Origin of the sequence: Tistlia sp., from assembly GCF_040905785.1 — a bacterium.
Classification (GTDB): domain Bacteria; phylum Pseudomonadota; class Alphaproteobacteria; order Kiloniellales; family DSM-21159; genus Tistlia.
On the sequence record NZ_JBBDQW010000064.1, the window covers coordinates 1 to 22,890 of the forward strand.

The window sequence follows — 22,890 nt, forward strand, 5'->3', positions numbered from 1 at the left end:
CGTGCACTACTCCCCTCAGAAAAAATCCCGGACAGCAGTGCGCGCAAGCGGGGATCCATAGTGAGTAGGCCCTCTGCCCAAGCCGGCAAGGCTGCCACAGGCGGCCAGTCCCCATGGATCCCCGCTTTCGCGGGGATGACGAAGAAGGGCCGGGCGCGCGAATAAGTGGGGCAGGCCAGCGCCCTCCCCTACCGCGCCGCCTCGCCGCCGCGGCGGCGGCCGAGGGAGCGGGTCGAGGGCACGCGCTGGCCCTGGCCGAGGGCCTCGGCCTCGTCGTCGGCGAGATTCTGGATCATCGCCAGCAGCACGCGGCGCGTCGTCTCGATCTCGGCGGCGGGCTGCGCGCCGATGGCGACCCGGTTGACCTCCTCGGCGAGCGGCACCAGGACATCCTTGAGACGCCGGCCCTCCCCGGTCAGGTAGATCTGCAGCTTGCGCCGGTTGCCCTCGGGGTGGCGGCGGGTCAGGTAGCCCAGCTCCTCCATCCGCAGGATCGCCGAGTGGGTCGTGGGTTCCATCAGCCCGGCCCGCACCGAGAGGTCGCGCTGGGTGATGCCGTCCTGCTCCCAGAGGATGCGCAGGAACGACCAGTGGCCGAAGGACACGCCGTGATCGGCGAGGCGCAGCTGCAGGGCCCGGGTCAGGCCGCGGGCGGCGTCGCGCACCAGGTGCGCCAGGCGGTCGTCCGGTACCGCCTCGCGCCAGTGCTCGAGGATCACCCGGGTCGTCTGGTCCGGCGGCGGCGGGCGGCGTCCGGTCATGGCTGCCGGGCCGCCTCGGCCGCCTCGCGCTTCCAGAGCTCCCAGGCGCGGGCGATCTGGCTGGAATTGGTGACGGTGGTCGCCTCGGCCTCGCCCTCGGTCAGGTAGGTGACCGGGCCGAGCGGCAGCGAGCGCAGCAGCACGTCGGCGTTCATCTTGGTATAGACCGAGCGGAACACCACGACCGGCAGCGACTCGCCGACCAGGGTCGCGCCGTGGCCGCGCATCAGCACGACCGGCGCCGGTCCCAGGGAGTCGGCCAGGGCCCGGCCGAGGGCGTTGTCGCGGATCAGCAGGTCGCTGGCCGGGCCGGCGGTCTCGCGGATCTCGAACAGCGGCACCGCGCCGCCGCCGAAGGCGCCCAGAAAGCCGCTCATGTGCCAGACCGGCCGCAGCTCGATGCCCTGGACGAGGCCGAAGGGCAGCAGGTCCGGGGCGTGGCTGTGCACCACCGCCTGCACGTCGGGACGGGCGCGGTAGATCTGGCCGTGCAGGAAGCGTTCCAGGTAGACCCGGCGGCCGCGCGCGTCGACCGGCGTGCCGTCCAGGTCGAACTCCACGATGTCGTCGCGTCCGACCAGGCCCGGCGCCATATTGCGCGACAGCAGGAAGCGCTCCGGGTCCTTGTCGTGGCGCACCGAGACGTGGCCGAAGGCGTCGACGACGCCGTGCCGGAACAGGATCCGGTTGGCCGCGACCAGGTCTTCGAGCAGCGCGCTCTCGACCGGTGACGCCGGCGACCCGCGATCCTCGGCCGCCGCCGAGGCGCCGCCCCGGCTGCCGTCGCTATCCGCGCGGTCATCCGCCTCCCCGCCACCCTGCTCCGCCGCGCACATGCTCGCTTCCTCCGCCCCGTTGGCCCGTCGCACGCCTCATTGACTTGGATCAAGCGCGCTGGCTAAAGTGATTCCAAAGTTTAGACCTCTAAGATCATGCTTTCGCGAGAAGGCCTTGGCGGTCAACAAGAAACCCAAAAAACCAAAACCGGGAGGAAACAGAACATGAAGAACACCAGAACACCGCTCGTCGCGGCTCTCGCCCTCGCCGCCGGCGCGGCTCTCGCCGTCCCCGGCGCGGCCCGGGCGGAGTACAACCTGACCCTGTGTGGCGCCAGCCCCGGCGGCCTCTGGTCGCTGCTCGGCGCCGGCATCGACGGCGCGCTCAAGCAGGCGCTGCCGGGCTCGACCGTCACCTACCAGACCTCCGGCGGCGGCTTCGCCAACGTCGTCCAGCTGGACCAGGGCAAGTGCGACCTGGCGATCATCCACGACGCCGAGGCGATCGCCGCGATCAAGGGCGAGGAGCCCTTCCAGGCGCCGGTCAAGTCGATGAAGACGATCGCCGTGCTCTACACCTGGGCGCCGGAGCAGTTCATCGTCAACAAGAGCTTCGCCGAGGAGCACGGCATCGAGACGATGGAGGACATCGCCGAGAAGAAGGTGCCGATCAACGTCCTCCTGAACCGCCGGGGCAACGTCGTCAGCGCGATCGGCGAGTCGATGCTGGAGGCCGCGGGCGCGAGCATCGAGAACATCGAGTCCTGGGGCGGGTCGGTGACCTTCGCGGCTTCCAAGGAGCAGGGCGAGATGATGCGCGACCGCCGCGCCGACGCCCTGCTGAACTCGCTGTTCGTCAACCACCAGTCGATCCAGCAACTGGCCTCGGCGATCGACGTGGTGCTGATCCCGATCGGCGACGAGACCGCCGCGAAGGTCATGGAGGAGTGGTCGATCGACCGCTTCACGATTCCGGCCTCGGCCTACGCCTGGAACGACCGGGATACCCTGACCGTCACGGTCGCGGCGCAGCTCTTCGCCCACGAGGACGCCGACCCGCAGATGGTCGAGGACCTGACGAGCGCGCTGGTCGAGCACGCCGACGCCCTGCAGGGCGTCCACAAGGCGATGCAGCCGCTCGACGCCAAGCTGATGGCCTCCGCCACGGCGGTGCCCTACCACCCGGCCGCCGCCGACGTCTACAAGGCCAAGGGGCTCCAGTAGCCGACAGGAGCGCCGCCGACCGGCTCGACCGGCCGGCGGCGTTCCGTCGCTCTCCCGCCGAGGCCTTCCCGCCTCCAACGTCCAATGCCGGCGCTGCGGCGCCGACGGAGAGCCGCCCGCGTGCCCCTTCCCCGCGTGTCCCTCCTCGCTCTCGCCTTCGACACCGGCGTCCGCCGCCGCCCGACCGGCCCGCTCGGCACCGGGATCCGCCTGTTCGCGGCGGGCACGGCGGTCTGGACGGTCTATGCCGCGGCCTGGTCGCGCAGCGACGCCCTGTCGTTGACCATCACCTTCCTGTCTCTGATGCTGGTGCTCAGCTTCCTGCTGATCGGGCCGAACGCCCGGGCCTCGGCGGAGCGGGTGTCGCCGCTCGACGGCCTGCTCTCCCTGGTGGCGGCGGCGACCGGCGTCTACTTCGTGATGCAGAGCGGCTCGATCGCCGAGCGCATCACCCTGCTCGATCCCCTGAGCGTCTGGGACGTCGGCTTCGGATCGCTGATGATCCTGCTGTCGCTCGAGGCGATGCGGCGCACGGTCGGCCTCGGGCTGACCGTGATCGTCTTCCTGTTCATCGCCTACAACCTCTTCGGCGACCGGCTGAGCGGCCCGCTGCAGCACGGCGAGATCTCGCTGACCCACTTCCTCGACATCATGGTCTTCACCACCGACGGCCTGTTCGGGGTGCCGCTGCGGGTCGCCGCGACCTACGCCTTCCTGTTCGTGCTGTTCGGCACGCTGCTGGCCAAGACCGGCGGCGCCGACTTCTTCTTCAACCTCGCCGCCTCCCTGACTGGTCGCGCGCGAGGCGGTCCCGCGAAGATCGCGGTCATCTCCTCGGCCCTCTACGGCACGATCTCCGGCAGCCCGACCTCCGACGTGGTGACCACCGGGTCGGTCACCATCCCGATGATGAAGCGGCTCGGCTACAAGGCCTCCTTCGCCGGCGGCGTCGAGGTCGCGGCCTCGACCGGCGGCAGCCTGCTGCCGCCGGTGATGGGCGCAGCCGCCTTCATCATGGCCGAGTACACCGGCATCCCCTATGTCGACATCGCCTTCGCGGCGCTGATCCCGGCGTTGCTCTACTACATCCCGATCTACCTGGTGGTGCACCTGCGCGCCGTGCGCATCGGGCTCGAGGGCATGGCCGCCGGCGAGGTGCCGCGCCTCGGCCGGACCCTGCGCGAGGGCGGCCTGTTCCTGGTGCCGCTCGTCGTCATCACCTGGGCGCTGGTCGAGGGCTACACGCCGACCTATGCCGCGCTCTACGGCAGCGCCGCCGTGCTGGTCGTCTCCTCGCTCAGGCGCGCGACCCGGCTCGATTTCCGCAAGGCCTACGAGATCCTTGCAGAAACCAGCCTGCGCATGGTCTCGGTGACCGGCGCCTGCGCCGCCGCCGGCCTAGTCATCGGCGGCATCACCATGACCGGCCTGGCCTCCAAGTTCAGCAACCTCGTGTTCCTGCTGTCGGGCGCCAACGAGTTCATCTCGCTGATCCTGGCCGGCATGCTGACCCTGATCCTGGGCCTCGGCATGCCGACGCCGAGCGCGTACATCCTGGCCGCCGTCCTGGTCGCGCCGATCATGAAGAACCTGAGCGTCGGCCTGATGGCCGGCCACCTCTTCCTGCTCTACTTCGCGGTCATGTCGGCGCTGACCCCGCCGGTGGCGGTCGCCGCCTACGCGGCCAGCGCGATCGCCGACGAGAACCCGCTGAAGATCGCCGCCGATGCCGTGCGCATCGCCCTCGCGGCCTTCTTCCTCCCCTTCGCCTTTGTGTTCCACCCCGAGCTGCTGATGGTGGGGGCTTGGTACGAGATCGCGCTGGCGACGCTCGCGGTCGCCGCCGCGCTCTGCCTGCTCGTCGTCGCCTCCGAGGGATTCTGGAAGGTCTCGGTCGGCTGGCCGTCGCGGCTCGTGCTCTTCGCCGCCGGCCTGCTGCTGCTGACCGTCGAGCCGTTCGCCGCGGCGACGGCAGCCGCCCTGGTCGGCGCCGTCGTGCTGTTCGAGCGGCGCAGCCCGCGGCCGGCGGGGTCGCTGCCGAAGGGCGACTGAGCCGGGCGCGCCACGGGACGCCTCGACGCGCGCGGGCCCTCGGGCTATGACGAGCGGGGACCATCGCCGCAGGAGCCGCTGCCTTGACGCCTTCGCCTTCCCGCCTCGCCTTGCCGCTCGCCGGCCTCGGGCTCGCCGGCCTGCTGCTCGCCGCCTGCCTGCCGGCCTCGCTGCCGCTGCCCGGCCCGGGCGACCTGATCGAGTCGAAGATCTCCTGCCCGCCGCTGCTCGAGGCCGCAGCCGAGACCCGGCTCTATTTCGGGCTGGGCGCCGGCGCCGATGGGCAGCCCGTCGGCGAGGCCGACTGGCAAACCTTCCTCGACGAGGTCGTGACGCCGCGCTTCCCGGACGGCCTGACCGTGCTCGACGCCTACGGCCAGTGGCGAGCCGACGCGGACGCCCCGGTCGGGCGCGAGGCCTCCAAGGTGCTGGTCGTCGTCGTCGAGGACCTGCGCGAGCGCCTGCCCGACCTGCGCGCGGTCGCCGGCCTCTACAAGCACCGCTTCCGCCAGCAGTCGGTGCTGCTGACCAGCAAGCCGGTCTGCGCCGCCTTCTGAGCCTCCGCCGGAGACTGTCTTGCTCCCGATAGGAGGCCAGGGCACCCGACGCCCATGCAACTCACCGCCAGCGGCGTCGTTGCTCCTAAGAAGGGCCGACCGTCAGCGGTCGGCCACGGCTTCGCTCCCCGGCGGCCCCTAGGGCCGGCCCCGGGGCGGAGCGCCGAACGAAATCGGGAGGATTGGCAATGAACGTCAACGAATGCATGACCAAGGACGTCAAGGTCTGCGCCCCGACCTCGACGATCCGCGACGCGGCGGCGACCATGAAGCAGATCGACAGCGGCATTCTTCCGGTCGCCGAGAACGACCGCATGATCGGCATGATCACCGACCGCGACATCGCGATCCGCGCCGTCGCCGAGAACCGCGGGCCGGACACACCGGTGCGCGAGGCGATGACCCAGGAAGTGCTCTACTGCTTCGATGACCAGGACGTGGAGGAGGTCGCCAGGCAGATGAGCAAGCTGCAGGTCCGCCGCATGCCGGTGGTCAGCCGCGACAAGCGGCTGGTCGGCATGATCTCCCTGGGTGACATCGCCAAGGCCGACGACGACGAGGCGGGCGAGGCCCTGAAGGGCGTCACCCAGCCCGGCGGCCGCCACGTGCAGTAGCGCGGGCCACCGCTAGCGCGGCAAGCCGGCCCGGCCGCTGCGGCCGGGCCGGCACCGCTCCACGGCATGCGGCCGTGGGATACGGCGGCCTAATCGGGATCGCCGGCGTGGTGGCGCATCATGAAGGGGATCTGGCTGCCGATGAAGACCAGCGAGATGGCGATCTGGCCCACGGTGTCGAAGGTGACCCACAGGTCGGTCGGCTGGGTGCGCCAGACCGCCTCGTTGAGGCCGGCCATGACCAGGAAGAAGATCGCGAAGCGGTGGGTCAGGGCCCGGTAGGCACCCGGGACCATCGGAAAGCCATCCTTGAGCAGCACGCGCAGCAGTGGCCGTCCGATCATCATCGAGCCCCAGAGCACGAGCGCGAAGAGCGTCTGCACGATCGTCGGCTTCATCTTGATGAAGGTGTCGTCCTGCAGGATCAGCGTCAGCCCGCCGAACAGGCCGATGGCGCCTGCCATCATCAGGCCCATCATCGGGATCCGCCGGGCGACGACCCAGGACAACAGGAGCCCGGCGAGCGATGCCGCGACCACCGCGGCCGTGGCGGTCAGGATGTCGCTGGCCATGTAGACGACGAGGAAGACCAGCAGCGGCCCGTAGTCGACGGCCGGCTTCAGCCACTTAGGTCCGCCGGCCTGCCGCGCCGGGCGCGCGCCGGCGTCGCTCTGCTCGGTCATGCTGTTTCCTCTGGTGCTTCCTGCATCCATTTGGTCCGGCGCCCTCGGCCATTCAACTCGCCGTCGCGGCCAGGGGGGAATGCTACGCCCCGGCCAGCCCCTCCGCCAGCCGTCGCGCGACGGCGACCAATTCCGCGGCCGACGCATGGGGCGGCGCGCGAAAGGTCAGCTCCGGCTCCGCGATGTAGCGGCGCGAGGTGACGTCGGTCTTCTCGACCATCGGCACGACGTGGGCGTGGACGTGCGGCACGTCGGAGCCGGTGAAGAAGAAGGCCGCGCGCTCGACGCCGTAGAGGCGCTTCTGCAGTAGGCCGATGCGCCGGCCGAGCGACAGCATGCGCTGCGCCACTGCCTCCGGCAGCTCGGTGAAATCGGCATGGTGGTCGCGCGCGACGATCAGGACGTGGCCCTCGCGGATCGGCGCGATGTCGAGGAAGGCGACCTGCACCTCGTCCTCGAAGACCCGGTGCGAGGGGATCTCGCCGGCCGCGATCGCGCAGAAGGGACAGGTCGCCGCCATTGCCGGCACCGCGCCCGGCCGCTACCGCAGCGCCCGGCAGAACCGCTCGATCCGGGTGCAGGCCTCCTCGAGCGCCTCGGTCGAGGTCGCATAGGAGATCCGGAAATAGGGCGACAGGCCGAAGGCCGCGCCCTGCACCACCGCGACGCCCTCGGCCTCGAGCAGCTTGGTCGCGAAGTCCTCGTCCGAGCGGATCTTGCTGCCGTCCGGTGCGGTCTTGCCGATCGTCCCGGCGCAGGAGGGGTAGACGTAGAAGGCGCCCTCCGGCTTCGTGCAGGTCAGCCCCGGACAGCGGTCGAGGCGCGCGACCACCAGGTCGCGGCGCTGCCGGAAGGCCTCGTTGCGCTCGGCCAGGAAGTCCTGCGGCCCGTTCAGGGCGGCGACCGCGGCCGCCTGGCTGATCGAGGAGGGGTTGGTCGTCGACTGCGACTGAATGACCGCCATGGCCTTGATCAGCTCTACCGGCCCGGCGGCGTAGCCGATCCGCCAGCCGGTCATGGCGAAGGCCTTGGAGACGCCGTTGACCGTGAGAGTGCGCGCGTAGAGCTCCGGCTCGACCTGGGCCGGCGTGCAGAACTCGAAGCCGTCGTAGACCAGCTTCTCGTACATGTCGTCGGTCATCACCCAGACCTGCGGGTGCTTCTTCAGCACGTCGGTCAGCGCCTTCATCTCGTCCCACGAATAGGCGGCGCCGGTCGGGTTGGAGGGGCTGTTCAGGATCAGCCAGCGGGTCTTGCGGGTGATCGCCCTCTCGAGGTCCTCGGCGCGCAGCTTGAAGCCGTGGTTCTGGGAGCAGGGGACGGCGACCGGCACGCCCTCGGCCAGCAGGGTCATGTCCGGGTAGCTGACCCAGAAGGGCGCCGGGATGATGACCTCGTCGCCCGGGTTCAGGGTCGCCATCAGGGCGTTGTAGAGCACCTGCTTGCCGCCGGTGCCAACGCTGACCTGCTCGGGCTCGTAGTCGAGCCCGTTGTCGCGCCGGAACTTGTCGCAGATCGCCTGCTTCAGGGCGGGGGTGCCGTCGACCGCGGTGTACTTGGTCTCGCCGCGGCGGATCGCCTGGATCGCCGCCTCCTTAATGTGATCAGGCGTGTCGAAGTCCGGCTCGCCGGCGCCGAGGCCGATGACGTCGCGGCCGGCGGCCTTCAGCTCGCGCGCCTTGGAGGTCACGGCGATGGTCGGCGACGGCTTGATGCGCGAGAGACGCTGGGCGATCACGGACATGAGGCGGCTTCCCTTGGACGGCCGCCCCGACGGGGCGGTGGCGGCGAAACCTAATCGAGCCCAGGCGCCCCCGCAACTATCCGAACCGGCCCCAGCGAGGAGAGGCGGCTAGCGGCGGCCGGCGACTGCCGACCACCGCTCCTTGGGTCAGGCCGCGGCCCGGGTCTCGCCGGCCAGGGCGTCCTCGGCCTCGAGCACGGTGGCGACCGCCTGCAGCACGGCGGCGATGCGCGCGGCGTCCTGCACGGCGTCCTTGGTGGCGCCCTTGCCGAGGACCTCCTTCTCGTGGCTCTTCAGGCAGAGGCCGCAGCCGTTGATCGCGGAGACCGCCAGCGACCAGAGCTCGAAGTCGACCTTGTCGACGCCGGGGTTGGCGATCGCGTTCATGCGCAGGCGCGCCGGCATCGAGAGGTAGTCGCCGCCGGTCAGGTGACCGAAGCGGTAGTAGACGTTGTTCATCGCCATGATCGCGGCGGCGGTCTTGGCCGCCTCGGTCGCCTCGGGCGACAGGCGCTGGGCCGCCTCGGCGGCGATCGCCGAGATCAGCTCGGCGTTGCGCGTCGCGATCGCCGAGGCCAGGGCTGCGCCCCAGACCTGCTGCTCGCTCAGCACGCCGGGCTGCAGCACGTTTGAGAGGTTGAGCTTGATGTCCTTGGCATAGCCCGGCATCCGGGCCTTGAGGGCGTCGATGGTCATGGAGAAAGTCCTCTTCTCGTTCGCAGTCGCCGGCCGGCGCTCCCGCCGCCGCGGCGGCGGGAGGTTCGTCGGTCGGACGTAGCCGCGGGCGCGGGTCAGGCCGCCTGCAGGGTCTCTTCGCCGCGCTGCCAGTTGCAGGGGCAGAGCTCGTCGGTCTGCAGGGCGTCGAGCGTGCGCATCACCTCCTGCACGTTGCGGCCGACGCTCAGGTCGTAGACCGAGACGTGGCGGATGATGCCGTCGGGGTCGACGATGAAGGTGGCGCGCAGGCAGACGCCTTCCTCCTTGTGGAGGATGCCCAGCTCGCTGGCCAGCTCGCGCTTGATGTCGGCGAGCATCGGGAACGGCAGGTCGCGCAGCTCCTCCTGGTTCATGCGCCAGGCGCGATGAACGAACTCGCTGTCGGTCGAGAAGCCCAGGACCTGCGCGTCGCGGTCGGCGAACTCCTCGTTGAGCTTGCCGAAGGATGCGATCTCGGTCGGGCAGACGAAGGTGAAGTCCTTCGGCCAGGCGAAGAGCACCAGCCACTTGCCGGCGTAGGTGTCGTTGGTGATCGTCTCGAAGGCCTGGTCGGGGCTCGGCGCATCGAGGCGGGTCACGGCCTGGAGGTTGAAGGTCGGAAGGCGGTCGCCAACGGTCAGCATGGTTCGTTCCTCTTGCAGTGGTTGATCGGAGCGAGTCGGGCGAGGACGTTACCGCCCCAGTCGCTGTCCCTCGTCTCTTGTTCTAGAATGCCTCTAATTCTCATTCGCGACAACTGAAATGGTGCGCCACAATAGGGGTGCAAGGGGGAACAGGGGAAAAAGCGACGCCTGGAGGCAGGTCGACCAACCACGGCCGGGGGCGGAGCCGCACCGGGACCGCGGGCCCACCCCCAGAAAAAAGGGCCGCCCGAAGGGGCGGCCCGAGGCAAGGGGGAGAGTTTGAAGAAGCCGAACTAGCGCCAGCGTCCGCGGAACAGGCCGGCGATCAGCGACAGCGCCAGCAGCACCAGGGCAACGAAGAAGATGATCTTCGCGATCCCGACCGCCGCGCCGGCGATGCCGCCGAAGCCGAGCGCCGCGGCGATCAGCGCGACGATGAAGAAAGCGAGAGCCCAACCGAGCATGTCACACCCTCCTGGGTCTGGAGCGGCGGCTAGAGGCGCGCCGACTTGTTGCCGCGCGGGCCGAACAGGAGCCAAGCCAGGAAGCCCACCAACGGCAGGATCAGGATAACCAGCACCCAGATCACCTTGCTGCCCGTCGAGGCGCTGCTCTGCACGACATTGATGATGGCCCAGATGTCGGCGATCAGGATGATCAGGCCGAACAAGCCGCCGATTTCGATACCCATTGCGTCGGTCCTCTCTCTTCTTTCGTCGTGCCGTGACGGCCGGGTCAGGTCTCTTCGATTTGCGGGCCGGCGGCCCCGTGCTCGCGGTCGCGGTCGAGGCGGTCGAGCAGGCGGTCGAGGGCCTCGTCGAGGCGGCGCTTGCCGTGGTCCAGGACCGCGGCGCCGGTCTCACCCAACCGCTCCGCGCTGCGCAGCAGTTCGTCGTAGAACTCGTCCATGACGCCGCGGTTCCGGGAGCTCTCCGGCGCCGCTTCTTCGCCGGCCTCGGTCAGGCGATCGAGACCCTTGCGCAGAGACTCGACCAGACCGGCGCCGACACCCTCCTCGCCCGCGCTGTCGCTGGTCGGCCGCTCGGGTGCCGCGAGGGCCGGGGGCGAGTCCTGGCTCGAGGCCGAAGCCTGGCCGGTCGAGACCGCCGCGCCCACAAAGGCGAGCAGGGCGGTCAGGGCCAGGGCACGAAGGGGTGGGAGTGGCAGCATGGGAACCTTTCGACCGCTGCGCGTCTCAGTCGTGGTCAACAACTCGCGACCCTGCGATAGGGTTGCCTCGGCGGCTCCGAAACGTCGAGGCGGGCAGGCAAATGCCTACAAGGCCCACGGCCTCAGCGGTTGGTGCGCGGCCCGAACAGCAGCCAGGCGACGAAGCCGAAGACCGGGAAGATCAGCAGGGCGACGATCCACAGCGCCTTCGCCAGGGGCGCCGCGGCGCTCTGGAAGATCTGGATGCCGGCCCAAATGCAGAGCAGCAGCAGGATCAGGCCCAGCAGGCCAATCTCTACGAACATCGTCTGTCTCCCCCATCGAGCCCCGGCTCTTGACGGCGGCAGCTTCCGGTGTTGCGGCCGGCCGGTCAAGCGCTGCGGCAGCGGGCGCAGTCTGGGACCGGCCCGTGCGCCACTCGACAAGCTCCGGTGAAGCGAGCGAGGCAAGGGCGAACGGCGGGGTCGGCGACAGCGTCCCGCTTCCACCGGCGCCCAGGCCGCTTCATCCCGAGCGCGCCCCACGCCAGCGGGCGCAGTCGAGGGCCGCACGGGCGGGGCTAGGCGCAGCGCTTTGGGCGGCTTCCGGCGCTGCGGCCACCACCGGGCAGCGATGCGGCGCATCCCCCTGGCAGAACGGGGGGGAGCCATCCTATCTTCAGGGCATGCCGAACAGCGACAATCTCCTCAGCGACGCCCAAGCCCCGGCCTGGAACGGCGGCGCGCTCGAAACGACCGAGCCCTTCCGGATCGTCTCGGACTACACCCCCGCCGGCGACCAGCCGCAGGCGATCGTCGAGCTGACCGGAGGCCTGCAGCAGGGCGAGCGCGACCAGGTGCTGCTCGGGGTCACCGGCTCGGGCAAGACCTTCACCATGGCCCACGTCATCCAGGATCTGCAGCGGCCGACCCTGGTCCTGGCCCCGAACAAGACGCTCGCCGCCCAGCTCTATTCGGAGATGAAGTCCTTCTTCCCCGACAACGCGGTGGAGTACTTCGTCTCCTACTACGACTACTACCAGCCGGAGGCCTACGTCCCGCGTACCGACACCTACGTCGAGAAGGAGTCCTCGATCAACGAGCAGATCGACCGGATGCGCCACTCGGCGACGCGCGCGCTCTTCGAGCGACGCGACACGATCATCGTCGCCTCCGTGTCCTGCATCTACGGCATCGGCTCGCCCGAGACCTACCAGTCGATGGTGGTGACCCTGCGCAGCGGCCAGACGCTCGACCGCAAGCAGCTGCTCAAGTCCTTCGGCGAGCTGCAGTACAAGCGCAACGACGTCGCCTTCCAGCGCGGCACCTACCGGGTCCGCGGCGACACCATCGAGATCTTTCCCGCCCACTACGAGGACCGGGCCTGGCGGATCTCGCTGTTCGGCGACGAGCTCGAGGCGATCCACGAGTTCGACCCCCTGACCGGCGAGAAGACCGCGACGCTGGAGGCCGTGAAGGTCTACGCCAACAGCCACTACGTGACCCCGCGGCCGACGCTGCTCCAGGCGATCCAGCAGATCCGGCGCGACCTCAAGCTCCGGCTCGACGAGTTCGTCGCCGCCGGCAAGCTGCTCGAGGCCGAGCGGCTGCAGCAGCGCACGACCTTCGACCTGGAGATGATGGAGGCGACCGGCTCCTGCGCCGGCATCGAGAACTACTCGCGCTACCTCTCGGGCCGCCTGCCGGGCGAGCCGCCGCCGACGCTCTTCGAGTACCTGCCCGACGGCGCCCTGCTGATCGTCGACGAGAGCCACGTCACGGTCCCGCAGCTCAACGGCATGTACAAGGGCGACTTCGCGCGCAAGACGACCCTGTCGGAGTACGGCTTCCGCCTGCCGTCCTGCATCGACAACCGCCCCCTCAAGTTCGACGAGTGGGACCTGATGCGGCCGCCGACGGTCTATGTCTCGGCGACGCCGGGCCCCTGGGAGCTGACCCGCACCGGCGGCGTCTTCACCGAGCAGATCATCCGCCCGACCGGCCTGATCGACCCGCCCTGCGAGATCCGCCCGACCGAGCGGCAGGTCGACGACGTCATCGCCGAGTGCCAGGCCGTGATCGAGCGCGGCTACCGGGCCCTGGTCACGACCCTGACCAAGCGCATGGCGGAGGACCTGACGGAGTACCTGCACGAGGCCGGCCTCAAGGTCCGCTACATCCACTCCGACGTCGACACCCTGGAGCGGATCGAGATCATTCGCGACCTGCGGCTCGGAACCTTCGACGTCCTGGTCGGCATCAACCTGCTGCGCGAAGGCCTCGACATCCCCGAGTGCGCGCTGGTCTGCATCCTCGACGCCGACAAGGAGGGCTACCTGCGCTCGGCGACCTCGCTGATCCAGACCATCGGCCGGGCGGCGCGCAACGTCGACGGGCGGGTGCTGCTCTACGCCGACAAGATGACCAACAGCATGAAAGTCGCGCTCGAGGAAACCGACCGGCGCCGGGAGAAGCAGCAGGAGTACAACGCCGAGCACGGCATCACGCCGCAGACGATCAAGAAGCAGATCGCCGACATCCTGGGCTCGGTCTACGAGCGCGACCACGTCACGATCGGCACCGGGCGCGAGGGCGAGCACCTGGTCGGGCACAACCTGCAGGCCCACATCGAGGACCTCGAGCGGCGCATGCGCGACGCCGCCGCCAATCTCGAGTTCGAGGAGGCGGCGCGGCTGCGCGACGAGATCCGCAAGCTGGAGTCGAACGCCCTGGAGATCCCCCACCGCGCGGTCTGGGACGGCACCGGCGACATCGGCGCCGGCGGCAAGCGCGGCAAGCAGGGCCTCGGCCGCGGCGGCCAGATCATGAAGTCCGATCCCGACTCCTTCGCCAAGGCGATCGCCGGCGCCGACGCCGCCGCCAAAAGCCACCGCTCGGGCAAGAGCGGCAGGCCGCGCCGGCGCAAGGGGCCGTGACGCAGGGGCCGTAGCGCCAGCCTCCCGGCGCCCTGCACATCCCAGCCCGGGGGTAGTTTCGAGGCGCCGCTTGCCCATCTGTCCTGTGGCGCCAACCAGCGAGGAGACCGGCCATGGCCGAGACGGCCGCGACGCAGCCCCCCCGGAAGCCCGTCGACACCAGCCACCTGACGCCCGTGCAGTTCAAGGTCACCCAGAAGCAGGGCACCGAGACGGCCTTCACCGGGGCCTACTGGAACGAGAAGCGGGCCGGCACCTACGCCTGCGTGGTCTGCGGCACGCCGCTGTTCTCGTCGCGGCACAAGTTCGACAGCGGCACCGGCTGGCCGTCCTTCTGGCAGCCGATCGCCGAGGGGGCGGTCGAGACCAGGCGCGACCGCGACTTCTTCTCGGTCCGAACCGAGGTGCACTGCGCCACCTGCTGCGCCCACCAAGGCCACGTTTTCCCCGATGGCCCGAAGCCGACCGGCCAGCGCTACTGCATCAACTCCGCGGCGCTCAGGCTGGAGCCCGAGGCGGGCGCCGCCACGGGTGCGCGCCAGAGCGAGGAAGAGACGGCGGCCGGCTGAGCGGCCGCCCCCCATGCCCTGGATTGCGACGTTTTCGGCCCTCGGCGGCCTGCTGCTGCTCGGCCTGGGCGGCGAGCTGCTGGTGCGCGGCGCCGTCGGCCTGGCCAAGCGGCTCGGCCTGTCGAACCTGCTGATCGCCCTGACGGTGGTCGCCTTCGCGACCTCGATGCCGGAGCTGGTGGTCACGATCGCCGCCGCCCTGTCGAACCGGCCGGACCTCGGCCTCGGCAACATCGTCGGCTCCAACATCGCCAACAGCCTGCTGATCGTCGGCGCGGCCGCCCTGATCGTGGCGCTGCCGACCTCCGCGGGGATCTCGAGGCGCGACGCCCCGGCGCTGGCCGGCGTCACCCTGCTGTTCCTGCTGCTCGCCTTCTTCACCGCGCCGCTCGCCTGGCCGCAGGGCCTGCTGCTGCTCGCCCTGCTCGGCGTCTATCTGGTCGCCTGCTACCGCCAGGAGCGCCGCCGCCCCACCGGCGAGGCGGTCGCCGAGGTCGAGGAGCTGAGCGAGGAGAGTCCGGGCCGGCTTGACGCCTCCCTCGGGCTGACCCTGCTCGGCGGCGCTTGCCTGGCGCTCGGCGCCGAGCTGCTGATCGACGGCTCGGTCCGGTTGGCGCGCGCCGCCGGCGTCTCCGACGCGGCGATCGGCCTGACCCTGGTCGCCTTCGGCACCTCCCTGCCGGAGCTGGCGACCGCGATGACGGCCGCCCTGCGCCGCCATGCCGATGTCGTGCTCGGCAACGTCGTAGGTTCGAACCTCTTCAACCTGCTGGCCATCGGCGGCGTGCTCTGCCTGCCGGCGGCGGTGCCGATCGCCGCCGAGTTTCGCCGCTTCGACTTCTGGGTGCTGGCCGGCGCCACGCTGCTCCTGGTCCTGCTGCTGCGGCGCCACCGTCCGATCGGCAGGCTCGTCGGCCTGTTCCTGATCGTCGCCTATGCCGGCTTCGTCTGGGCCCAGTTCCACGACGGCGCCGGTCTTGCGGCGGTCGTCCCGTGACCGCCCCAACCGCACGGTTTTCCGCTTGCAACGCCAGCCACCGTCCGCCACCTCTGGCGCCATGACCACCGCTCACCCCGACAGCCTGCCGCGGGCCGCCCTGGTGACCGGCGCCGGGCGGCGCATCGGCCGCGCCCTGGCGCTCGACCTCGCCGCGGCCGGCTTCGCCGTTGCCGTCCACTATCGGGGCTCGGCCGAGGCCGCCGAGGAGGTCGTGCGGCTGATCGGCCGCGGTGGCGGCCGCGCCGTCGCGTTGCAGGCCGACCTCGCCGAGGAAGCGGCCGTGGCCCGGCTGCTGCCCGCCGCCGCGGAAGCGCTCGGGCCGCTCGGCGTCCTGGTCAACAACGCCTCCGCCTTCGAGCGCGACGAGTGGAACGACGCGACACGGGAGTCCTGGGACCGTCACCTGGAGCCGAACCTGCGCGCGCCCTTCGTCCTGTCCCAGGCCTTCGCGCGGCAGCTGCCCGACGGCGAGGGCGGGCTGATCGTCAACCTGCTCGACCAGCGCGTCTGGAACCTGACGCCGCATTTCGTCAGCTACACCGTCAGCAAGTCGGCCCTCTGGACCCTGACGCGCAGCCTCGCGCTGGCGCTGGCGCCGCGCATCCGGGTCAACGGCATCGGTCCCGGCCCCGCCCTGCCCAGCCCCCGCCAGAGCGACGCGCAGTTCGCCCGGCAGGCGGCCTCGACGCCGCTCGGCCGCGGCACCGATCCCGAGGAGATCTGCCGCGCCCTGCGTTTCCTGCTTGAAGCCCGTTCGATGACCGGGCAAATGATCGCCCTCGACGGCGGCCAGCATCTCGGCTGGGGTCCGGGGCGCGGCGCGCCCGTCGAGGAGTGACCCCGCGACGACGACCGGGGCGGCGGGAGGAGCCGATGGACGACGCCCGCAGAGAGCCTGTGCTGGAGACCCGGGGCAAAGGCGACGACAGCCTGCGGCTGATCGTGCGCGACCTCGATTTGAGCTGCCTGATCGGCCTCCACGACCGCGAGCGCGGCAAGCCGCAACGGCTGCGCGTCAACATGGAGGTCACGGTACGGCCGCCGGCGGCCTACGACGACGACTTCGCCAGGGTCGTCGACTATTCGGCGGTGCTCAAGCGGGTCCGGGAGGCGGCGGCGGGCAGCGAGGTGCTGCTGCTCGAGACGCTGGCAGACCGGATCGTGCGGCTCTGCTTCGCCGAGCCGCGCGTGCTGGCGGTCATTGTGCGAATCGAGAAGCTCGACCGCTACGCCGATCTCGCCGGCCTCGGCATCGAGCTCGAGCGGCGCCGGCCCGGCATCTGAGCGCGCGCTCCCGCGGGCCTCTCGCCGGGCTATTAAGAAAGATTACAAAGGCGGCCCCGATCATGGACTTAGATCGCCCTTGCGGGTGGATTCCGGGGCTTCGGTAAACGACTTGTACACACGGCCCCGGTCGCTTCCCGAGGCGCTCCGAAGTCAAGGCGCAAAAGCTTCAGATGACGGTTTCTTTGCAATTGACAGGCCGAAAAGCTCCTGAAAACAATAGCTTGCATTTCTGCCTAAAAATTAGGCAAAGAGATGAAAGCGGCGGATCTCTGCGGGGCCGGACCCCACTTCGCGCCCCTGCCCACAGCGTTATCCACAGGAATCGTGGACAGTGCTTCACGGGGGCGAGGGCGCCGCGACACACGCCTGACGGACCGGCCCTAGACTGCCGCGTGCAGAGGGAGGAGGGCTTCGCTCGCCACCGGTGCGCCGCGCCGAGCGGAGGGTGCTAGAGAAGGGCATGGCCGGCAAGGAACCGCGCAGGAGGCGTCACGACCCGACCGCGGGCGGCAAGCGCGCGCCGCAGAGCCCGTCGGAGCGGGCGACCTACGCCGAATCCGCGGAACCGGCGCTGCGCAGCCTGCGTGAGGGCGACGACCCGGCGGCCCTCTTCGTGCCCGCTGCGAGCGCCGAGCTCGTCGAGCCGAGCCCGGATCCCGAGACGCCCCAGAGCCTCGCCGAAGGTGCGGCGGTGATCGCCGCGGCGGTCCGCACCCTGCCCTCCGGCCCGGGCGTCTACCGCATGCTCGACCGCAGGGGCGAGGCGCTCTACGTCGGCAAGGCGGGGAACCTCAAGCGGCGCGTCTACAGCTACACCCAGATCGGCAAGCTGCCGCGCCGCCTGCAGCGCATGGTCGCCGAGACCGTCGCCCTGGAAATCGTGCGCACCCAGAGCGAGGTCGAGGCCCTGCTGCTGGAGAGCAACCTGATCAAGCGCTTCATGCCGCGCTTCAACGTGCTGCTGCGCGACGACAAGTCCTTCCCTTACATCCTGATCACCGGCGACCACGCCTATCCGCAGATCCGCAAGCACCGCGGCGGCCAGGACGCGACCGGCAGCTACTACGGGCCCTTCGCCTCGGCCGGCGCGGTCAACCGGACGGTGACGGCGCTGGAGAAGGCCTTCCTGCTGCGCAGCTGCTCGGACGCCGTCTTCGCCCAGCGCACGCGGCCCTGCCTGATGTACCAGATCAAGCGCTGCTCGGCGCCCTGCGTCGGCCGCGTCGACGAGGCCGGCTACGCTCGCCTGGTGGCCGAGGCCCGCGCCTTCCTGACCGGGAGCAGCCAGGATTTCCAGGAGGAGATGGCCCGCGCCATGGAGGCGGCCGCCGAGCGCCTCGACTTCGAGCAGGCGGCGCGCTACCGCGACCGGCTGCGCGCGCTCGCCCACATCCAGTCGAGCCAGGACATCAACGTCGCCGGGGTCGAGGACGCCGACGTCGTGGCGGCGCACCAGGAGGGCGGCCAGACCTGCATCCAGGTCTTCTTCTTCCGGGTCGGCCGCAACTACGGCAACCGCGCCTACTTCCCGAGCCACGACCGGCAGATGGAGCTCGAGGAGGTGCTCTCGTCCTTCCTGGCGCAGTTCTACGACAACAAGCCGGTGCCGCGGACGATCCTGACCAGCCACCAGCCGGCCGAGGCCGCGCTCCTGGCCGAGGCGCTGAGCAGCCGCGCCGGCCGCCGGGTCGAGCTGACCGCGCCGCAGCGCGGCGACAAGCGCAAGCTGATCGACTCGGCGCTCGCCAACGCCCGCGACGCCCTCGGCCGACGCATGGCCGAGTCGAGCGCCCAGGCGAAGCTGCTGCAGGGGCTGGCCGAGCGCCTCGGCCTCGACCGCACGCCCGAGCGCATCGAGGTCTACGACAACTCGCACATCCAGGGCGCGAACCCATACGGCGCGATGATCGTCGCCGGCCCCGAGGGCCTGCGCAAGAGCGCCTACCGCAAGTTCGCGATCCGCAACACCGAGGCCGGCCGCAGCAGCGACGACTACGCCATGATGCGCGAGGTGCTGACCCGCCGCTTCGCCCGCGCCCAGCGCGAGGACCCGGAGCGCAGCGAGGGCCAATGGCCCGACCTGGTATTGATCGACGGCGGTCGCGGCCAGCTGCAGGTCGCGCTCGAGGTGCTGGCCGAGCTCGGCATCGACGACCTCGACGTCGCCGCCGTCGCCAAGGGCCCCGACCGCGACGCCGGGCGGGAGCGCATCTTCCTGCCCGACCGGCCGCCGCTGCTGCTCGAGCCGCGCGACCCGGTGCTCTACTTCATCCAGCGGCTGCGCGACGAGGCGCACCGCTTCGTCATCGGCACGCACCGCGCCGGCCGCAGCAAGGCGCGCCTGACCTCGGCCCTAGACGAGATCCCCGGCATCGGCGCCCGGCGCAAGAAGGCGCTGCTGCTGCACTTCGGCTCGGCGCGCGGCGTCGAGCGCGCCAGCCTGGCCGACCTGGAGAAGGTCGAAGGCATCTCCGGGACCGTCGCGCGCAAGATCCACGCCTGGTTCCACCGCGGATGAACCCTCGCTAGGGTGGCGGCGTTGCGCAAAGGCACCCCTGCCCTCCTTTTCCCTGCCCCGGACCGAGGCCGATGCTGACGAGCCTGCCCAACCTGCTGACCCTCGCGCGCATCGCCGCGATCCCCATGATCGTCGCGCTGCTCTACCTCGAGGGCGCGACGGCGCGCTGGCTCGCCCTGGCGCTCTTCGTCGCCGCCTGCGTCACCGACTACTACGACGGCCTGCTGGCGCGGCGGCGCAACGAGATATCGCCGCTCGGCCGCTTCCTCGATCCGATCGCGGACAAGCTGCTGGTCGTGGCGATCCTGGTCATGCTGATCGCGACCGGAGAGATCGCCGGCGTCTCGGTGCTGGCCGCCCTGGCGATCCTCGCACGGGAAATCCTGGTCTCGGGCCTGCGCGAGTACCTGGGCGCCCTGCAGGTCGCGGTGCCGGTCAGCAAGCTCGCGAAGTGGAAGACCACGGCGCAGATGGCCGCCCTGGCCGTCCTGCTGATCGCGCCGGCCCTGCCCGGCCTGCCGGCCCTGCTGCTGCTCGGCCTCCTGCTGCTCTGGCTGGCCGCCGTGCTGACCGTGGTCACCGGCTGGGATTACCTGAGCCACGGCCTGAAGCACATGACCGGCGGGGCTTGACGGCCGGTCCGGCCGGGGCCTTCCTGTCCGGCAGGAAGCGCGAGCGCGCGCAAGAGAGCAACGGGCGGGCGGGGTTCATGAAGGTGCGGGGTTCATGAAGGTGTTCGGACTGGCCGGCTGGAGCGGCAGCGGCAAGACCACGCTGACGGTCAAGCTGATCCCGGCGCTCAAGCGCCGCGGCCTGACGGTCTCGACGATCAAGCACGCCCACCACGCCTTCGACGTCGACACTCCGGGCAAGGACTCCTACGAGCACCGCCGGGCCGGCGCCGAGGAGGTCCTGGTCGGCTCGGCGCAGCGCTGGGCGCTGATGCACGAGCACCGGGGCGCGCCGGAGCCGAGCCTGGCCGAGCTGCTGGCCCGGCTGGCGCCGGTCGACCTGGTGCTGGTCGAGGGCTTCAAGAAGGAGAGCCTGCCGAAGCTGGAGATCTGGCGCCGCTCGGTCGGCAAGCCGCTGCGCGCGCCGGAGGACCCCCAAGTCGTCGCCGTCGCCTCGGATGGGCCGGTCCCGGAGACCGACCGCCCGGTGCTGCCGCTCGACGACGTCGAGGCGATCGCCGATTTCGTCGTCGGGGCCTGCGGCCTCGGGCCCAAGGCCGCGGGAGCCGCCTGATGGCCCAGCTCAGCGACGACTGCTTCGCCCACGGCGGCAAGCTGATGACCGTCGAGGCGGCGCTGGCGCTGATCGCGGAGCGCACCGAGCGGGTCACCGGCGAGGAGACCGCCGCGCTCGACGCCGCGCTCGGGCGGGTGCTGGCCGAGGACCTGGTCGCCGGCTTCGCGGTCCCGGCGCACGACAACTCGGCGGTCGACGGCTACGCCGTCTACTTCGACGACCTCGCCCCCGAGGCCGAGACGCGCCTGCCGGTGATGGGCCGCGCGACCGCCGGCCACCCGCTGGAGAGGCCGCAGCCGCGCGGGACCGCCGTGCGCATCTTCACCGGCGCGGCGATGCCGGCCGGCCCCGAGGGCAGCGCGCCCGACACGGTCATGATGCAGGAGGATTGCCGCGAGGAGGACGACAAGGTCGTCATCGCGCCCGGCATCAGGCGCGGCGCCAACCGGCGCCTTGCCGGCGAGGACGTGGCGGCGGGCGCCCGGGTGCTGGCCACCGGTCGGCGGCTGCGGCCGCAGGATCTCGGCCAGGCCGCGGCGCTGGGCCGCACCAGCCTGCGGGTCGCGGCGCGGCTGCGCGTCGGCCTGTTCTCGACCGGCGACGAGCTGCGCGAACCGGGCCGGCCGCTGCCGGCCGGCTGCCTCTACGATTCCAACCGTCACACCCTCGGCGGCCTGCTGCGCGCGCTCGGCTGCGCGGTCACCGACCTCGGCATCCTGCCCGACCGCGAGCCGGTCGTGCGCGCGGCCCTGGCCGAGGCCGCCGGCGGCCACGACCTGCTGATCACCTCGGGCGGCGTCTCGGTCGGCGAGGAGGACCACGTCAAGGCCGCGGTCGAGGCGCTCGGCCGGCTGCACGCCTGGCGCCTGGCGATTAAGCCGGGCCGGCCGATCGCGCTCGGACAGGTCGGGCGCGTGCCCTTCGTCGGCCTGCCCGGCAACCCGGTCGCCGTCGTCGTGACCTTCGTCAACTTCGTGCGGCCGATGATCCTGCGGCTCGCCGGCGCCGCGCCGGAGCCGGTGCCGGGCTTCCCGGTCACCGCGGCCTTCTCGCACCGCAAGAAGCAGGATCGGCGCGAGTGGCTGCGCGCCTCCCTGGCCGAGCAGGACGGCCGGCTCGTCGCGCACAAGTTCGAGCGCGAGGGCGCCGGCATCCTCTCCTCGGTCGTCGAGAGCGACGGCCTGGTCGAGCTGCCCGAGGACTTGACCCGGCTGGAGCCGGGCACCACGGTGAAGTTCCTGCCGTTCAGCGCCCTCATGGCCTGACCCCGGCGGAGGAGGAGCCTGCCGATGACCCGATTGCTCTATTTCGCCTGGCTGAAGAGCCACACCGGCACCGCCGAGGAGGAGGTCGAGCTGCCCGCCGGCATCGCCACGGTCGGCGACCTGTTGGCCTGGCTGCCGAGCCGCGGGGCCGGCTTCGCCAAGGCCCTGGAGGATCCGAGCCGGATCCGCGTCGCGGTCAACCAGGAGTACGCCCGCTCCGGCGACCCGGTCGCGGCCGGCGACGAGGTCGCCCTGTTCCCGCCGGTCACCGGCGGCTGAGGCGCGGGGAGGCGGCGATGAGCGTCCGCGTGCAGCGCGAATCTTTCGACCTCGGCCGCGAGCTGGCCGCGCTCAGCGCCGGCAACCTCGCGGTCGGCGGGCTCGCCTCCTTCGTCGGGCTGGTCCGCGACTTCGACGATCCGGCCGGCCGCTCCCCGCAAGGCGGGACAGCCCTCGCCGCCATGACCCTGGAGCACTATCCGGGCATGACCGAGAAGATGCTCGAGCGCATCGAGGCCGAGGCCAACCGGCGCTGGGAGCTGGAGGCCAGCCTGATCGTCCACCGCTACGGCCGCATGGAGCCGGGCGAGCCGATCGTCCTGGTCGCCTGCGCCAGCGCGCACCGCCAGGCCGCCCTGGAGGCCTGCCAGTTCCTGATCGACTGGCTGAAGACCCAGGCGCCCTTCTGGAAGGTCGAGGAAACGGCAGAGGGCGAGGGCCGCTGGGTCGAGGCCCGCGACAGCGACGAGGCCGCCGCCGCGCGCTGGCTGCAGAAGCCTAAGGCGGCCGAGTAGCGCCCCCTTCTTCGCCGCCTGAACGCGCTCCGTGGTTCGACAGGCTCACCACGAAGCGCCACCTGAAGCGTGCAAGGACCCTTCCGCCGCTTCAGGACGAGCCTGTCGAACCACGAAGCGCGGCCTGACGCGTGCACGGACCCTTCCATCGCATCATGGTGAGCTTGTCGAACCACGATGCGCGACCCGAGACACGCACGGGCCCTTCCGTCGCTTCAGGCCGAGCTGTCGAACCACGAAACCCGACCTGAAGCGTGCTCGGCCCCTACCGTAGCTTCATGGTGAGCTTGTTGTTCAGCCGCCAGACATGGTGGACAGGTGTCCGGAGACATGGTGGACGCATTCTGTCCGGCATTGGGGACCTTTTGGAGGGT

26 protein-coding genes are annotated in these 22,890 nt (G+C 70.9%); 15 read left to right on the forward strand and 11 right to left on the reverse strand.

Annotation, left to right across the window (positions count from 1 at the left end; translation table 11 throughout):
• Positions 1–188: 188 nt before the first annotated feature.
• Together WD341_RS14270 and WD341_RS14275 are read right to left on the reverse strand one after the other, a co-directional pair.
• Positions 189–761 carry a MarR family winged helix-turn-helix transcriptional regulator gene (locus WD341_RS14270; RefSeq protein ID WP_368426141.1) on the reverse strand — a complete coding sequence of 191 codons (573 nt, stop codon included), beginning with the start codon at positions 759–761 and terminating at the stop codon, positions 189–191.
• Entirely contained in the window at positions 758–1,597 is an 840-nt protein-coding gene (locus WD341_RS14275) for a class II aldolase/adducin family protein (protein ID WP_368426142.1), read from the reverse strand. Before WD341_RS14275 ends, WD341_RS14270 begins: the two co-directional genes overlap by 4 nt.
• Positions 1,598–1,762: 165 nt before the next feature.
• Here WD341_RS14275 and WD341_RS14280 point away from each other — a divergent pair, with 165 nt between their 5' ends.
• From WD341_RS14280 to WD341_RS14295, 4 genes are all read left to right on the forward strand, one after another.
• Entirely contained in the window at positions 1,763–2,761 is a 999-nt protein-coding gene (locus WD341_RS14280; protein ID WP_368426143.1) for a TAXI family TRAP transporter solute-binding subunit, read from the forward strand.
• A 120-nt stretch (positions 2,762–2,881) separates the two neighbouring features.
• On the forward strand, positions 2,882–4,813 hold the full coding sequence (locus tag WD341_RS14285; RefSeq protein WP_368426144.1) for a TRAP transporter permease: 1,932 nt from the start codon (positions 2,882–2,884) through the stop codon (positions 4,811–4,813).
• An 83-nt stretch (positions 4,814–4,896) separates the two neighbouring features.
• Positions 4,897–5,370, forward strand: a complete 474-nt coding sequence (locus tag WD341_RS14290; protein ID WP_368426145.1) for a DUF3574 domain-containing protein — start codon at positions 4,897–4,899, stop codon at positions 5,368–5,370.
• 188 nt (positions 5,371–5,558) lie between these two features.
• The gene (locus WD341_RS14295; RefSeq protein WP_368426146.1) at positions 5,559–5,984 is read left to right on the forward strand and encodes a CBS domain-containing protein; all 426 of its coding nucleotides are present in this window, start codon (positions 5,559–5,561) and stop codon (positions 5,982–5,984) included.
• 89 nt (positions 5,985–6,073) lie between these two features.
• Here the strand turns inward: WD341_RS14295 and WD341_RS14300 are convergent, their stop codons facing one another.
• The 9 genes from WD341_RS14300 to WD341_RS14340 form a co-directional block, all read right to left on the reverse strand.
• The gene (locus tag WD341_RS14300) at positions 6,074–6,667 is read right to left on the reverse strand and encodes an inner membrane-spanning protein YciB (RefSeq protein ID WP_368426147.1); all 594 of its coding nucleotides are present in this window, start codon (positions 6,665–6,667) and stop codon (positions 6,074–6,076) included.
• Positions 6,668–6,749: 82 nt separating this feature from the next.
• A complete protein-coding gene (locus WD341_RS14305; protein ID WP_368426148.1) occupies positions 6,750–7,187 on the reverse strand; it encodes an HIT family protein in 438 nt (145 codons plus the stop codon).
• A 21-nt stretch (positions 7,188–7,208) separates the two neighbouring features.
• Complete coding sequence (locus WD341_RS14310) at positions 7,209–8,411, reverse strand: pyridoxal phosphate-dependent aminotransferase (protein ID WP_368426149.1); 1,203 nt, start codon at positions 8,409–8,411, stop codon at positions 7,209–7,211.
• Between the two features lie 147 nt (positions 8,412–8,558).
• Positions 8,559–9,107 carry a carboxymuconolactone decarboxylase family protein gene (locus WD341_RS14315; RefSeq protein WP_368426150.1) on the reverse strand — a complete coding sequence of 183 codons (549 nt, stop codon included), beginning with the start codon at positions 9,105–9,107 and terminating at the stop codon, positions 8,559–8,561.
• A 95-nt stretch (positions 9,108–9,202) separates the two neighbouring features.
• A complete protein-coding gene (locus WD341_RS14320; protein ID WP_368426151.1) occupies positions 9,203–9,751 on the reverse strand; it encodes a peroxiredoxin in 549 nt (182 codons plus the stop codon).
• Positions 9,752–10,044: 293 nt separating this feature from the next.
• Positions 10,045–10,215 carry a DUF1328 domain-containing protein gene (locus WD341_RS14325; RefSeq protein ID WP_368426152.1) on the reverse strand — a complete coding sequence of 57 codons (171 nt, stop codon included), beginning with the start codon at positions 10,213–10,215 and terminating at the stop codon, positions 10,045–10,047.
• A 29-nt stretch (positions 10,216–10,244) separates the two neighbouring features.
• Positions 10,245–10,442 (reverse strand): PLDc N-terminal domain-containing protein, encoded by a 198-nt coding sequence (locus WD341_RS14330; protein ID WP_368426153.1) that lies wholly within the window; start codon positions 10,440–10,442, stop codon positions 10,245–10,247.
• 44 nt (positions 10,443–10,486) lie between these two features.
• Positions 10,487–10,921 (reverse strand): hypothetical protein, encoded by a 435-nt coding sequence (locus WD341_RS14335; RefSeq protein ID WP_368426154.1) that lies wholly within the window; start codon positions 10,919–10,921, stop codon positions 10,487–10,489.
• A 122-nt stretch (positions 10,922–11,043) separates the two neighbouring features.
• Positions 11,044–11,226, reverse strand: coding sequence for a PLDc N-terminal domain-containing protein (locus WD341_RS14340; protein WP_368426155.1), 183 nt, complete (start codon positions 11,224–11,226; stop codon positions 11,044–11,046).
• Between the two features lie 359 nt (positions 11,227–11,585).
• On the opposite strand from WD341_RS14340, the gene uvrB reads away from it, so the two are divergent.
• The 11 genes from uvrB to WD341_RS14395 all read left to right on the forward strand — a co-directional run bounded on the left by uvrB (position 11,586) and on the right by WD341_RS14395 (position 22,516).
• A complete protein-coding gene (gene uvrB / locus WD341_RS14345; protein WP_368426156.1) occupies positions 11,586–13,835 on the forward strand; it encodes an excinuclease ABC subunit UvrB in 2,250 nt (749 codons plus the stop codon).
• A 113-nt stretch (positions 13,836–13,948) separates the two neighbouring features.
• A complete protein-coding gene (gene msrB, locus WD341_RS14350; protein ID WP_368426157.1) occupies positions 13,949–14,404 on the forward strand; it encodes a peptide-methionine (R)-S-oxide reductase MsrB in 456 nt (151 codons plus the stop codon).
• 13 nt (positions 14,405–14,417) lie between these two features.
• Complete coding sequence (locus tag WD341_RS14355; RefSeq protein ID WP_368426158.1) at positions 14,418–15,401, forward strand: calcium/sodium antiporter; 984 nt, start codon at positions 14,418–14,420, stop codon at positions 15,399–15,401.
• A gap of 61 nt (positions 15,402–15,462) precedes the next feature.
• Positions 15,463–16,242: an SDR family oxidoreductase gene (locus WD341_RS14360; protein ID WP_368426159.1), complete on the forward strand. Its 780-nt coding sequence runs from the start codon at positions 15,463–15,465 to the stop codon at positions 16,240–16,242.
• 35 nt (positions 16,243–16,277) lie between these two features.
• The gene (locus tag WD341_RS14365) at positions 16,278–16,688 is read left to right on the forward strand and encodes a dihydroneopterin aldolase (RefSeq protein WP_368426160.1); all 411 of its coding nucleotides are present in this window, start codon (positions 16,278–16,280) and stop codon (positions 16,686–16,688) included.
• 616 nt (positions 16,689–17,304) lie between these two features.
• Entirely contained in the window at positions 17,305–19,209 is a 1,905-nt protein-coding gene (gene uvrC, locus WD341_RS14370; protein ID WP_368426166.1) for an excinuclease ABC subunit UvrC, read from the forward strand.
• A gap of 71 nt (positions 19,210–19,280) precedes the next feature.
• The gene (gene pgsA / locus WD341_RS14375) at positions 19,281–19,841 is read left to right on the forward strand and encodes a CDP-diacylglycerol--glycerol-3-phosphate 3-phosphatidyltransferase (RefSeq protein WP_368426161.1); all 561 of its coding nucleotides are present in this window, start codon (positions 19,281–19,283) and stop codon (positions 19,839–19,841) included.
• A 94-nt stretch (positions 19,842–19,935) separates the two neighbouring features.
• The gene (gene mobB, locus WD341_RS14380; protein WP_368426162.1) at positions 19,936–20,454 is read left to right on the forward strand and encodes a molybdopterin-guanine dinucleotide biosynthesis protein B; all 519 of its coding nucleotides are present in this window, start codon (positions 19,936–19,938) and stop codon (positions 20,452–20,454) included.
• A complete protein-coding gene (gene glp / locus WD341_RS14385) occupies positions 20,454–21,722 on the forward strand; it encodes a gephyrin-like molybdotransferase Glp (RefSeq protein ID WP_368426163.1) in 1,269 nt (422 codons plus the stop codon). The genes mobB and glp overlap by 1 nt, the downstream gene beginning before the upstream one ends.
• Before the next feature lie 24 nt (positions 21,723–21,746).
• Positions 21,747–22,001: a molybdopterin converting factor subunit 1 gene (moaD, locus tag WD341_RS14390; RefSeq protein ID WP_368426164.1), complete on the forward strand. Its 255-nt coding sequence runs from the start codon at positions 21,747–21,749 to the stop codon at positions 21,999–22,001.
• A 17-nt stretch (positions 22,002–22,018) separates the two neighbouring features.
• Complete coding sequence (locus WD341_RS14395) at positions 22,019–22,516, forward strand: molybdenum cofactor biosynthesis protein MoaE (protein ID WP_368426165.1); 498 nt, start codon at positions 22,019–22,021, stop codon at positions 22,514–22,516.
• Positions 22,517–22,890 lie beyond the last annotated feature (374 nt).